Source organism: Erysipelothrix anatis, assembly GCF_009828745.1.
GTDB lineage: Bacteria > Bacillota_I > Bacilli_A > Erysipelotrichales > Erysipelotrichaceae > Erysipelothrix > Erysipelothrix anatis.
Genome location: NZ_WTSX01000001.1, coordinates 173,933 through 187,651, shown reverse-complemented (window position 1 = coordinate 187,651; position 13,719 = coordinate 173,933). Strand labels below are relative to the sequence as shown.

Annotated in this window: 9 protein-coding genes and 1 other annotated feature; all 9 genes read left to right on the top strand. The window is 39.8% G+C overall.

The window, feature by feature from the left end:
• The first annotated feature begins 32 nt into the window (after window positions 1-32).
• Window positions 33-1,226, top strand: a complete 1,194-nt coding sequence (locus GVV19_RS00865; protein WP_159639307.1) for a hypothetical protein — start codon at window positions 33-35, stop codon at window positions 1,224-1,226.
• An 11-nt stretch (window positions 1,227-1,237) separates the two neighbouring features.
• Entirely contained in the window at window positions 1,238-2,851 is a 1,614-nt protein-coding gene (locus GVV19_RS00860) for a gamma-glutamyltransferase family protein (RefSeq protein ID WP_159644840.1), read from the top strand.
• 423 nt (window positions 2,852-3,274) lie between these two features.
• On the top strand, window positions 3,275-3,667 hold the full coding sequence (locus GVV19_RS00855; RefSeq protein ID WP_159644838.1) for a YxeA family protein: 393 nt from the start codon (window positions 3,275-3,277) through the stop codon (window positions 3,665-3,667).
• A 232-nt stretch (window positions 3,668-3,899) separates the two neighbouring features.
• The gene (locus GVV19_RS00850; protein ID WP_159644836.1) at window positions 3,900-6,086 is read left to right on the top strand and encodes a SpaA isopeptide-forming pilin-related protein; all 2,187 of its coding nucleotides are present in this window, start codon (window positions 3,900-3,902) and stop codon (window positions 6,084-6,086) included.
• Between the two features lie 167 nt (window positions 6,087-6,253).
• On the top strand, window positions 6,254-9,481 hold the full coding sequence (locus GVV19_RS00845) for an endo-beta-N-acetylglucosaminidase (RefSeq protein ID WP_159644834.1): 3,228 nt from the start codon (window positions 6,254-6,256) through the stop codon (window positions 9,479-9,481).
• Between the two features lie 123 nt (window positions 9,482-9,604).
• Window positions 9,605-9,849 (top strand) — a binding site (T-box leader).
• Window positions 9,850-9,894: 45 nt separating this feature from the next.
• Complete coding sequence (locus tag GVV19_RS00840; RefSeq protein WP_159639302.1) at window positions 9,895-11,082, top strand: M20 family metallopeptidase; 1,188 nt, start codon at window positions 9,895-9,897, stop codon at window positions 11,080-11,082.
• A 2-nt stretch (window positions 11,083-11,084) separates the two neighbouring features.
• Complete coding sequence (locus tag GVV19_RS00835) at window positions 11,085-12,113, top strand: methionine ABC transporter ATP-binding protein (protein ID WP_159639301.1); 1,029 nt, start codon at window positions 11,085-11,087, stop codon at window positions 12,111-12,113.
• Complete coding sequence (locus GVV19_RS00830) at window positions 12,106-12,786, top strand: methionine ABC transporter permease (protein WP_159644832.1); 681 nt, start codon at window positions 12,106-12,108, stop codon at window positions 12,784-12,786. Before GVV19_RS00835 ends, GVV19_RS00830 begins: the two co-directional genes overlap by 8 nt.
• A gap of 11 nt (window positions 12,787-12,797) precedes the next feature.
• Window positions 12,798-13,604, top strand: a complete 807-nt coding sequence (locus tag GVV19_RS00825) for a MetQ/NlpA family ABC transporter substrate-binding protein (RefSeq protein WP_159644829.1) — start codon at window positions 12,798-12,800, stop codon at window positions 13,602-13,604.
• Window positions 13,605-13,719: the final 115 nt, after the last annotated feature.

The window sequence follows — 13,719 nt, the reverse complement described above, 5'->3', positions numbered from 1 at the left end:
TACAATCATACACATTACAAAGGAGAAAGTGTATGCAACAGATTATAAGTAGCTTTACAGAAAACAATAGCTTATTCTATTTTTTTATAATAATGCTAGTGTTTGGGTTCGCCGATTTTATGGGCGTTTTTACGAAGGCTAAGGTATCCTCAGTCTTCGTTGTTATGGTTGTTTTCTTGGTTGGATTTATGACGGGAGTATTTCCAACCGACATCGTTGAGCAAGCGTTTTTGACACAGTTTGCATCAATGTCAGCAGCAATCTTAATTTTCCATATGGGAACAATGATTAACTTAAAACAACTGCGTGACGAATGGAAAACAGTGGTTACAGCCGTCGCGTCAATGATCGTTGTAATTGTGACGTGCTTCATCTTAATACCCATCATTGGAAAAGAAAATGCGATTGTCGCCATTCCTGTTCTAAATGGGGGAATTATCTCAACACAAATTATGAGTAGCAAAGCTGCAGAATTGGGACTCGTAGTTCCTGCCGCTTTCGCAGCCATCCTCTATGCAGTCAAAAAATTTGCAGGATCATATCCAGCATCGTATGTCGGTATGCAAGAAGCGAAAACAGTTCTAGCGGCATATCGTGATGGAACCTATGAATCTAAACAAACGCAAGGTGCTGATAAGAAGCGAAAAGGACTTGCAACCAAGCACACTAAATATTTTACAGATTTTGTATGTTTGATGATTGCAGTTTGCTTTGCTTGGATTGCAGTTTCGCTAGGGAAACTTATACCAAGTATTAACTATTCAATTTGGTCATTGTTATTTGGAGCGATTCTAGGTTATTACGATGTTGTACCAACACGTATTCTTGAAAAAGGAAAAGCATCAGGTGTCTTCTCAATGCTCGTTTATGTCACCATTATTCCATCTTTGGGAAAAGTAACATTTACAGATCTTATGGCGTTGGGCATGAATATCGTTGTGACGTTAGGTGTAACCATTGCGGTTCTATATGTCGTATTTGCTATTTTACCGGGATGGAAACTACTAAAATCTAAACATCTAGCTTTTGGTGTTGCTTTAGCACAGTATCTTGGATTTCCAGCAACATACCTGGTCTCACAAGAAATTTCAAAAGCAATTACTGATGATGAAATAGAACAGCAAATTGTCTTTGACCACATCATGCCAAGTTATGTGGTAGCGGGAATGACAACTGTAACGACACTTTCAATTGTTGTTGCGGGAATCTTTGTCGCATTCTTATAGGAGGAAACATTATGATTAACTTTGATCCATATATGCATCGTTATCCATCGCGTCGTAATCTAATTTATGGGCGCAAGGGAATGGTTGGAACGGCAAGTCCGTTAGCGTCACAAATTGGTTTAGAAATTCTTAAGCTCGGAGGGAATGCGATAGATGCAGCGATTGCGACTGCTGCGGCACTAACTGTAGTTGAGCCTAGTGGTAATGGTTTGGGCGGTGATTGTTTTGCTATTGTATGGCATGAAGGTCAGATGTATGGACTGAATGCAAGTGGTGCAGCTCCTGGACTGATGACGAAAGATGCCATCACTGCGAAAGGGGATGAAGCAATTACATTATTTGGCTTGGATCCAGTGACGGTACCAGGGATTCCCAGTGGATGGGTGGCTTTATCTCAAAAATTCGGTAAACTTCCGCTTGAGACGGTTTTAGAGCCAGCAGCGCGTCTTGCGGAAGAAGGGTTTCCTGTTGCCCCGAATGTCGCACGGTTGTGGGAAAGATACTATAAAATTTATTCCAAAAACGTTGATAAATATCCGGTCCTTAAAACATGGTTTGATACATTTTGTCCTCATGGTCGAGCAATGCGTGTGGGAGAGATTTTTCATGCCCCTGGTCATGCCAAGACCATTCGCGAGATAGCACGCACTGAAGGTGATTCTTTCTACAAAGGAGAGATCGCAGACGCGATAGATGCATTCTCAAGAGAAAATGGTGGATTTATTCGTAAAGAAGATTTAAAGAAACATCAGGTTGAGTGGGTAAGCCCAATGTCCGTCAATTATAAAGGATATGACGTGTGGGAATTACCGCCTAATGGAATTGGTATTATGGTACTTATGGCATTAAATGTACTCGAGAATCTTCCGCTAACGGGTAAAGATGAAGTAGATACGTACCATAAACAAATTGAATCATTAAAACTGGCATTTACTGACGGCATGAAGCACATTGGTGAGCCATCATTCATGCGCAAGGACTGGGAGCAGTTACTATCCAAAGAGTATGGTGCTAAGCGAGCAGCAACTGTAACGGATAGTGCAATGGAACCAGCACCAGGGGAACTTGATAATGCAGGGACGGTTTATTTTGCGACTGCTGATAAAGATGGGAACATGGTTTCATTCATTCAAAGTTGTTATACAGGGTTCGGATCGGGAAGTGTCGTCCCAGGATACGGGATTGCATTGCATAATCGGGGGTCACAATTTACACTTGACGAAGACCATCCGAACTGCTTAGAACCGGGAAAGCGTCCTTTGCATACGATTATCCCAGGTTTCATTACCAAAGATGGCAAGCCAGTAGGACCCTTCGGAGTTATGGGAGGACCATTACAACCGCAAGCACATATGCAAGTCGTAAGTAGTATGATCGACTTTCATCTTAACCCACAAGAAGCATTGGATGCACCCCGTTGGCAGTGGACTCATGGTAAAAAAGTTCAAGTCGAGAATACGTTACCGTTCCATATTGCAGAGGGCTTGATGCGAAGAGGTCACGAAATTGAAATTCTAAACGAGACTATTATGCTTGGTCGCGGTCAAATAATTCTTCGTGATGAATCGGGTGTTTTAATTGGAGCAACAGAGTCACGATCCGATGGTCATCTTGCTGTGTGGTAGCATTTGAAATTATTTACATTTTAGGTTGAAAACAGTTCCATACTCTGTGAAAGTATGTTACAATCTAACAAATCGGTGGGAATCGTTTTGAACAGATTCTAGACTCTACACGATTGCGTCAATTTGTATTTGTAAAATGCATGAAAGGTCGTAGTGTCACTACTCCTTATCATCAATACAAACATCAAACAATTACGGCCTTGCTGAGCACATGTACGGTACGAATGATGGAGGAACAAATTGATAATGTGTGCTATTTTGTAGAGTCTTCTAGATGTAATGAGCGATTGATTAAGGCAGTGTACACATTCACTGCTTTTTTTATTTATCTTACGAAAGTGTAACCCTAGTGTTAGATTATCTGTATTGTTCGTATGATACAATGAGTGTGTTACACGAGGCATACAGCCAAGGAGGATACACATGAAAAAGAATAAATCAGGCGTGTTTTTAGCCGTAGTGGTACTTGCCGTGGTAGGAGTCGGGGGATTCTTCCTTAAAGACTATTATGATGGTCGTTATAAGAAATCCGATACATTTTACGTACTTGTACCCCAATCACAAGAAACAACCGTAATCGATATTAAAGATAGCAACGGAAAAGTTGTGGATCGGGGTCGAGATTATACATTCACTGGATATAACGAAAAAGGGAATACGCGTGAAGTCAGTTTCTCATATCAGACAACCGATGCTTCAAAATTACTGCAACCAGGACAATATCTAGCAGTTGATGTGAGCAAGACAATTGTAATCGGCCAGGAAGTCGTTTCTGAAAGTAGTGTTCCTGAAGCGGTCAAACCATTCTTAAAATAATAAATCAAGGTATGAGTGTGCTCATACCTTTTTTAATGTAAATGTTCATATATTCACAAAGTCATTATAAATAAAATTGTATTTCTTAATTTTAAGGGAAATATCGATTAATTATTTCGGGATTGCCACTTCAAAAAAGTAGAAGTGCTACACTATTAGTATACGAATACAAGGCGAAAGGAGGGGGGGTTCTTGTATTCATACTCACTATATCGAAGAAAAGAGGCATAAAATGAAATACAATAAATTATTAACTGTGATATTAACTATTGCTATGTCGTTTGTTTCTTTTGGAGTTGGACCAAGCACTTATGCAGATACACCAGAGGTTCAAACCGCAGGAAACTTCTATGAAGACTATCCGGAGGCAAATAATCATGTTTTAGGAGCTGCGGGATACTTTCATCTATTTGCACGAGACGTCGTCGCAAATTCACATACAAATGGAAACATTGCTGCAATTCATTTTACAGGACAAGGAGATATTGGTACAAAGCAGTATAACACGACAGGAAACATCGACGTGTCATATCTTAGAAGCTATACTCACTTGCAAAGTGGTTCATTTCCAACACGTGACAAAACGAAATTTGTCGTTGGAAGTGGTATGAGTGTTGATTTAAGCAATGCAAATCAACCACGAATTAATGGTAGTACATTAGATAATCTCAGTGCGGATACAATTTTTCAGGATCCGGCAGATCATTTCTACATTGATATTGAATCAGAACTAAATGCTCTCGCAACTACGAGTGCAGCACTATCTCGTGAAGTTGCAGATCTTACAATTACAAATGATTCATTTCCTGACCGTAATAATCGAGTTATAGATGTAACGGCTATTGATAAAAATCAAATTCTCGTTAATCTTGATGGTAGTGTATTGGACCTTGAAACACCAATCGTTGTGAAAGGTCTTGAAAAAAATACGGGTGGTTCATTCAAGCAGGTATTTATAACCGTTGACTATAAAGGGGCACAATCTGCAACGATTCAGTCAACAGTCTTACTGGAATATGCTGATGGGTCACGTCGTGGTAATAAGGAATCTGTCGATTTTTCGGACAGTACTTTATTATGGAATTTCACAACTAATGGCGCGCCGATGCCAGGAACAATTACATTTAGAGGAACGTGGATTGGTTCAATTCTTGCTCCAAAGGCGCATGTTGTTAATGAAAAGAATATCGACGGATCAATTATAGTTGATTCCTTTACGAGTACTGGAGAAACACACCGTTGGGATTTTCAAGACCCAGAGCCACTCTTGATCCGTTTACGAAAAACAGACGCTGCAGAATCAAGTAAAGTTCTCAAAGGTGCTATATTTAAACTCGTGAATGCGGCTGGAACCGTCATTTACGATAATTTAACGACAGACGTTCTTGGCGAAATCAAAGTGTCGGTTCCTAAAGCAGGAACGTATTGTTTTATAGAGACTCAGGCACCAGAAGGTTATACTTTGGATTCAAAAGAAAAATGTATCACAATTACAGAATCTATGATGTCTAGTGCGGAGATATTAGTAGAAGTTACTAATGTGAAAACACCGGATAAACCCGATCCAAAGCCAGAACCACTACAACTACGTTTACGCAAAACAGATGCTAAAGACTCAAGTAAAGTACTGAAAGACGCGGAATTTAAGTTAGTAAGTGAAGATGGAACCGTTATTGAGGAAGGTCTCACAACAGATGCATTGGGTGAAATCCGTGTAGATGTCTCAGAAGCAGGAACGTATTGCTTTATCGAGACGAAAGCACCAACAGGATACACTTTGGATAAAACAAAAAAATGCATAACTGTGACAGAAACAATGATGACACAACCCGAAGTACTTATTGAAGTAACCAATACAAAGACACCGGATAAACCTGAACCCAAACCGGAACCACTACAACTACGATTACGCAAAAATGATGCTAAAGATTCAAGTAAAGTGCTGAAAGACGCGGAATTTAAGTTAGTAAGTGAAGATGGAACCGTTATTGCGGAAGGTCTCACAACAGATGCATTGGGTGAAATCCGAGTAGGTGTCTCAGAGGCAGGAACGTACTGCTTTATCGAGACGAAAGCACCAACAGGATACACTTTGGATGAAACAAAAAAATGCATAACTGTTACAGAATCAATGATGACACAGCCCGAAGTACTCATTGAAGTCACCAACTCACGAATTCCAGAAAAACCAACACCAGAAAAACCAACACCAGAAAAACCAACACCAGAAAAACCAACACCAGAAAAACCTACTCCCGAAAAACCAACACCACAGGAACCAGAGAAACCTGAAAATGTAATTTTACCAAAAACAGGACAGTCTAATACACTCGTTCAGTGGGGATTAATTATTGCTGGTATTGGAGTTGTTATTGGTGGATTCGTACTCTATAACAAAAAAAGAAATAATGATAAATAATTAAAAACCTTCGAGAGAAGGTTTTTTTAGTATTAGGCATCAATACTCTGAGTGGTTCAAAAAACAATAATCTAAGTAAGGTATAAATCGTCACGATAGACCTATAATTTGTACCTTTTGTAAGCGGTTAACGAAAGCGTACAATAGCAAGGTATAGGAGGTAACACATGAAACGACTGTTACAATGTCTCATGACAATGGGACTTTTGCTTACGAGTTTAGTTTTACCAGTAATGGCAGAAACATCAGGGGAAGATGGATCTGTACAATCAAATGATGGGATTCCGGTAATTGAGGACCGCCCATATTCTTCATTTTTCTTTCCAAATGATTTCTTAGAATGGGATTTTAATACGGATCCTGATGCAATTCATAATGTATCGAAAGTTCCGTTACAAAAACGCGTCAAAGGTACGCCTATCAATCCGGATCAAAATCCAGATGCAAAGGTAGTATCACTACCAATCGCAAACAAAAACACAAGTGGTACACCATCTCAAGGTTCGACAGAGAAAGCAATTTATAACTTTACAAACTGGCAATATGTTGATGCACTTGTGGGCTGGGCAGGCTCTGCTGGCGAAGGAATTATTGTTCCACCAAGTGCTGATTTAGTGGATGTTGCTCACCGTAATGGAGTACCAGTAATGGGAACTGTTTTCTTTCCTCCTAAAGCATATGGTGGTCAAAACCAATGGGTTAGTGAGTTCTTAGTTAAACGTGACGATGGTAGTTTTCCAATGGCAGACAAACTTATCGAAATGGCAGAACTCTATGGTTTTGATGGATGGTTTATTAACCAAGAAACCAGTACAGGAAGCTCTGAACATGGTCAAGGATTCTTAGATTTTTTAGCCTACTACAACAATAACAAAAAAGACCATATGGAACTCGTATGGTATGATTCAATGCTTGAAAGTGGTCAGGTTAGTTGGCAAAATGAGCTGAATGATCGCAACAAGCGCTATTTCCAAAATGATGACCAACGAACATCAGACTATATGTTCTTAAACTTCTGGTTTGGACCACAGATGGTAGCGGGTAGCCGCGATAAGGCAATCTCGCTTAATCGCAGTCCTTATGATGTATTAGCAGGATTCGATGTTCAAGCAAATGGTGTCAATAGCCGTGATAAACTCTCTAATGCAGTTGGAAGTGACAATAAAGTCATGACGTCTATAGGACTCTATGCACCGGACTGGACATTACGCGATGGTGGTCAATACAATGTGGAAAAATATTGGCAAAATGAAAGTGACTTCTGGATTAACAAAGCAGCGGACCCACGAGATACAACTCAGGGTAAAAATACATGGCAAGGAATGTCCCGGTACTTTGTTGAGAAATCACCAGTAACAAGTTTACCATTCCACACAAGTTTCAATGTTGGAAATGGGGATAACTACTATCAAGATGGTGTTATTGCGAAGACAGGAACGTTTAATAACCGTTCAGTTCAAGATATTATGCCAACCTACCGTTGGATTCTTGATCAAGATAATAACGACCTTTCTGCATTTATCGACTATAGCCGTGCGTTTAATGGTGGTTCTTCAATTGGACTAAAAGGTGCAATGACTGAAGGCTCTACAACACGTATGGATCTGTATGCAAGTGACCTCGCACTAACTGCAAACAATAAAGGTATCGTCCGTCATCATGGAAATGCAAGTATCGATTTAGTGTTAGATTTTACGGATGGAACACAAGACGTAATCAAAGGAACACAAAAAACAAATGGTGAATGGATTGAGACATTATTTGATCTTTCAAGTCTAAATGGCAAAACAGTTAATAAAATTGCAATTGATATTATTGCGGATGAAACGATTGCATCGGGATTAATTAATATCGGTTATTTAGGTATTGATGATAATACAACACAAGCAATTTCAGCAGTAAGTGACGTAAAAATTGTTGGTAAAAATGTTACAGATAATGTAAGTGCAAACTTACGATTAACATGGAACCATGACCAAGTAAATACACGTCAATACGATATTTATCGTGTAGAAGATGGTATCCGTTATTATGAAGGAAGTACCGCAAATACAGCATACTATGTTGAAAATCAACGCAGACCAGAGAGTGGAGAACTTCACTATGAAGTAGTTCCAGTCGATGCAACAAATGGCAAACACTTTACGAAAGCTGCATCTGTTGACTTTAAGTTTGAAGCTGTTGGCTTACCTTCTGGTGATTTTAGAATTTCGTCAAGTTTCGTTAAAGTGGGTGAAGATGTAACACTTACTGCAGTACCGTCACAATCGACAAAAACTGTAACATGGCTTGCAGAAGGTGCGGTTACTGACCGTCTCGAAGGTGTTGAGGCAACGGCTTCATTTGACAAAGCAGGTGTCTATAGCATCACTATGTCGCTAAGTAATGAAGCAGGAACAACCGATGTACGCAAAGAGAATCTAATCTATGTTTATGATGATTCTCTAGCAACAAAACCACAGTCACTTTCAAATCTTGCACAAAATTTTAAAGTATCAAATTCATGTGCTCCAAGTGAAGGTGCTGCACAGGCTTTCGATGATTCAAATGCAACGAAATGGTGTGATAATAAGACAGAGAAACCATGGTTGGAAGCATCATTCCCACAAACGGTAACACTCACTGACTTTGAACTGCATCATGCAGAAGCAGGTGGCGAAAATAAAGAATGGAATACACGCGACTATGAAATTCTAACAAGCATGGATGGCGAAACATGGGAAACTGCTGTCACGAGAACATGGAATACAGACGCAATAACTAAAGACGCAATTCCAGCAACTCAAGCAAATCATATTCGTCTTGTGCTGCACAAAGCTGAAAGCACAGGGAATGTTGCGAGAATTTACTCATTTAAAGTAAATGGTATAAATGGTGTGGATATTGAAGTGCTTCCAAATCAAAATGAAATAAGCGCACTTCGAAGTTTGCAGTATGAGACAGATGTCGATTTATCGAAATATACAGATGAATCTGCAAGTGTTCTTGTCAGCGCACGAACTCTGATGGGTGATATTCTTTCTAACAATGGAGTAGGTACTGATAAAGAAACAATTCTGAATGCAATTGCGGCTGTGAAGGATGCATTTGCAGGTTTGAAGTTGAAAGAAACTGATCCAGTTGATCCAGTCGATCCAGTTGATCCAGTTGATCCAGTCGATCCAGTTGATCCAGTTGATCCAGTCGATCCAGTTGATCCAGTCGATCCAGTTGATCCAGTTGATCCAATTGATCCAGTTAAACCTATTGAACCGGAAGTCGTTACACCAAAACCGGAAACGAATGAAGGCAAACTACCAGCTACAGGAATTGGGAATACACTCCTAATTTCAGGAGGATTCTTAACCTTGGTAGGCGTTGGTGTCTACGAAGTAAACCGACGTCGTAAACAATAAAATTAAAAGCATGCATACATAATGTGCATGCTTTTTTTGTATGTTGAAACAGACCGCAACGATGACGTTTTAACAATTATCTTGAAAAGGTGTTGACATTTGAAACATTATTGGTAATAATAGTGAAAAGCGATGAAAAGGAAAGTAACTTCATGAAAGTTCTTACAGAGAATCTACGTATGGTGAGAGTAGACGGACGGAAACGAAGCGAAAATGGCCTTGGAGCAATGATGCTGAAACACGAATAGTGGTTTAGGCACATCGGGAGCGCCCGTTAAAGCGCTAGAGAATGATAGTTCTTGAAGAGGTTTATGATCGTGAGACATAAACGAATTAAGGTGGTAACATGAGCAGCGCTCATCCTTAGGGATGGGCGCTTTTTATATGCTTAGGAAGCAAAAGGGAGAAAGAATATGACACACAAAATTGATGAATACGTAAACCAACAACATGAAGTATACAAAAAAATCGCGTTAGATATTCATGCGAAACCGGAAGTAAGTAATTATGAATTCTTTGCCAGTGAAACTCTTGCAAGCCAGCTTAAAGCAGAAGGCTTTGAGGTCAAAATTGATGTTGCAGGACACCGTACAGGATTTGATGCACGTTATGTTTCAAACAAACCAGGACCTGTGATTGCGTTTCTAGCTGAATATGATGCTCTCGTCGGTATCGGCCATGCGTGTGGGCATAACCTCTTTGGTGCAACATCATCCTTGGCTGGAGCGGCTTTAAAACAAATCGTAGATGAAGTTGGTGGTGAAATTCGAGTTTATGGAACACCTGGAGAAGAAGGTGGCGAAAACGGCTCCGCAAAAGGAAGCTTTGTTCGTGAAGGATTCTTTGACGATGTTGATGCTGCTTTATGCGTTCACCCTGGTCATTTACATGGTGGAACAACATCGGGACTTGCTAATGATCCAGTTGATGTTGAATTCTTCGGACGTGCAAGCCATGCATCCGGCAATCCGCAACACGGAATCAACGCCCTCGATGCCATCATTCAAGTTTTCAATAGTGTGAATGCGCTGCGCGAACACTTAACGGATGATGTTCGAATTCATGGGATTGTAACTCATGGCGGTGATGCTCCGAATGTTGTGCCAGAATATGCGTCGGCACGTTTTTACCTTCGTGCCAAAAGTCGGACAACATTGAATGATGTCTATCAAAAATTTGAGAACATTGTTAAAGGAGCAGCACTCGCTACGGGATGCACTCATAAGTTTGGACTGTTCCAAAATAGTGTTGATAACATCATCCTTACCCCATCATTTGATGCAATTTATGAAGCAAAACTTGGAACATATGGCGAAGTGTTCACACCCCGCAAAGTGACCGGAGGTCAAGGGTCATCAGACGTCGGAAATGTAAGCCAGGTTGTTCCAACAATTCAACCCTATATTAATATCAATAATACACCAATGGCTGGTCACAGTATCGAGTTTAGAGAAGCATCTAAAAGTGAACTTGGACTTGACTCCATTGCACTTGGGGCTAAAGTTCTTGCCCATACGGCTTTAGAGCTACTCACAAATCCTGAACTGCTAGAAGCAATTAAAAAAGAACATCGAGAAAATGTGGTATTGCAAGGAGAATAATAATGATTGAATTTCAAAATGTATCAAAAACATTTCAAACAAAGCAACTGAATGTTCATGCGCTGCAAGACGTCAGTTTCAAAGTCACACCGGGAGAAATTTTTGGAGTTATTGGATTTAGCGGTGCAGGAAAGAGCACGCTTGTCCGCTGCATTAATTTACTAGAACGTCCAGAATCGGGAAAAATTATCGTAAACGGTATTGATGTGAAGTCGTTGAACCCACGCGAGCTTCGAAATGAACGACGTAAAATAGGCATGATATTTCAAGGCTTTAACTTATTAAACTCCCGAACTGTTTATGAAAATATAGCATTCCCATTACGTTACAAAGGTAAGACGAAGTATGAAATTAAAGATAAAGTTGAGTCACTCCTTGAACTCGTTGGAATAGCAGACAAACGCGATGCGTTTCCATCACAACTATCTGGTGGGCAAAAGCAACGTGTAGCGATTGCGCGTGCATTGGCGAATGATCCAGATATTCTTTTATGCGATGAAGCAACAAGTGCTCTAGATCCGCAGACCACCCAGACAATCTTGAAATTGCTGAAGGAAGTTAACGAACGTTTGGGAATCACGATTGTAATTATTACGCATGAGATGGCCGTTGTGAAAACAGTATGCGATCGTGTGGCGGTGATGGAAGACGGTCATATTAAAGAATTGGACGCAGTAACGGAAATATTCGCCAACCCAAAAGCGACAATTACTAAAGATTTTGTGGATACGACGACAAATCTTACCTCACTACAAGCATTGATCGATGAGAAGCCGGAAATTTTAGCACTTGATGCGGAACAACAATTAGTCCGTCTTGATTTCCGGGGGAATATTACGCAAGAAGCGATCATCTCAGAAGTGAGTTTACGTTTCAATGTTAAAGCAAGTATTGTGTTTGCAAATGTTGAGATTGTTCATGAAGAGGTGCTTGGAATTCTCGTTGTTATCCTGACTGGCGAACGTCAAGTTGAAGCCCTAGAGTTCTTACAAGCGACAGGCGTGAAAGTAGAGGTATATGAAAATGACTAACGTACTTGAAACCTATTTACCCAATTTGATGAACTATCAAGATGAGTTTATAAAAGCGGTTTGGCAAACAGTTGAAATGGTGATTCGGAGCGGTGTCATAGCATTTGTAATCGGAATTACATTGGGTGTGATTTTAGTTGTTACCCGTGAGGATGGCATACTTGAAAATAAACTTGTCTATCAAATTTTAGATAAATCAACCAACTTGTTGCGCTCGATTCCATTTGTTATTTTGATCACCTTTATAGCACCATTAACACGAATTATTGCTGGAACTAGTATCGGTATTGATGGTGCGATTGTGCCACTCGTGATAGGATGCGTTCCCTTCCTAATGCGTCAAGTTGATATGGCTTTATCGGATATTGATGCAGGATTGATTGAAGCAGCAACCGCGATGGGAGTGTCACCTTTAGGGATTATCTTCCGGGTTTATCTAAAAGAAAGTATTCCAGCACTTGTTCGTGCAACAACCATTACGATTGTAAGCCTCATTGGCCTTACCGCAATGGCTGGTATTGTCGGAGGCGGCGGTCTTGGAGATTTTGTGACACGCTATGGTCATGCACGTTATATGCATGATATTACCAATGTTTCGGTCCTTGTAATTTTAATTATGATCAGTGTTGTGCAAGGATTAGGAACTATTATTATTAAGAAAACAACACACTAAGGAGAAAAAATATGAAAAAAATTGTAACAATCCTCATCGTAGGATTATTGGTTTTAGTAGGATGCGGATCAAAATCAACGCCAGCAACAGGTGATGAAAATGTCGTTAAAGTGGGAATGATTGGGAGTGATTCGGTAGTCTGGAAACATGTTGCTGAGGAAGCTGCTAAAGAAGGTATCAAAATTGAAATTGTAGCTTTCAGTGACTATACACAACCCAATGCTGCGTTAAATAATGGTGAGATAGATTTGAATGCATTTCAGCATCAAGTCTATTTAGAAAATGAAGTTGAGACGAATAAATATGACCTAGTCTCAATTGCGAAGACATCAATTGCACCACTTGGTCTTTACTCAAACAAAATTACTGATTTGAAAGACGTTAAAGAAAATGATAAAGTCGCGATTCCGAATGATGTCACAAATGGTGGTCGTGCTTTACAACTCTTACAAGCAAATGGTTTTATCAAACTGAATGATGCGAAGTTCCCAACACTAAAAGATATTATAGAAAATCCATTAAACTTGGAGATTATTGAATTGGCAGCTGCGCAAATTCCAGCATCGCTACCGGATGTTGCATTTGCGGCAGTAAACTCCGGAATTGCAGTTGATGCAGGGCTTAACCCGGCAGAGAAAGCGATCGTTTTAGAAGATGTAAGTATCTCGCAAGAAAACCCTTATGTGAACTTAATTGCGGCTCGTAGCGAAGATAAAGATAATCCAACGTTTAAACGTATTGTTGAATTATATCAAACAGATGCTGTAAAACAACTTGTAATTGAAGACAGTAAAGGTGCCTCAATTCCAGTGTGGTAAAATGATAGTGCTTCGGCACTATTTTTTTTTCTGCAAAAGAATCCCTAAAGAGTGACTGAAATGCACTTTGTTAAAAATAATTTCCAATAATTTCCGGAATATAGTGAAATAATAT

Coding starts and splice junctions, on each gene's coding strand:
- GVV19_RS00855 (WP_159644838.1), top strand. CDS start 3,275: ATGAAAAAGAATAAATCAGGCGTGTTTTTAGCCGTAGTGGTACTTGCC.
- GVV19_RS00845 (WP_159644834.1), top strand. CDS start 6,254: ATGAAACGACTGTTACAATGTCTCATGACAATGGGACTTTTGCTTACG.
- GVV19_RS00850 (WP_159644836.1), top strand. CDS start 3,900: ATGAAATACAATAAATTATTAACTGTGATATTAACTATTGCTATGTCG.
- GVV19_RS00840 (WP_159639302.1), top strand. CDS start 9,895: ATGACACACAAAATTGATGAATACGTAAACCAACAACATGAAGTATAC.
- GVV19_RS00825 (WP_159644829.1), top strand. CDS start 12,798: ATGAAAAAAATTGTAACAATCCTCATCGTAGGATTATTGGTTTTAGTA.
- GVV19_RS00835 (WP_159639301.1), top strand. CDS start 11,085: ATGATTGAATTTCAAAATGTATCAAAAACATTTCAAACAAAGCAACTG.
- GVV19_RS00830 (WP_159644832.1), top strand. CDS start 12,106: ATGACTAACGTACTTGAAACCTATTTACCCAATTTGATGAACTATCAA.
- GVV19_RS00865 (WP_159639307.1), top strand. CDS start 33: ATGCAACAGATTATAAGTAGCTTTACAGAAAACAATAGCTTATTCTAT.
- GVV19_RS00860 (WP_159644840.1), top strand. CDS start 1,238: ATGATTAACTTTGATCCATATATGCATCGTTATCCATCGCGTCGTAAT.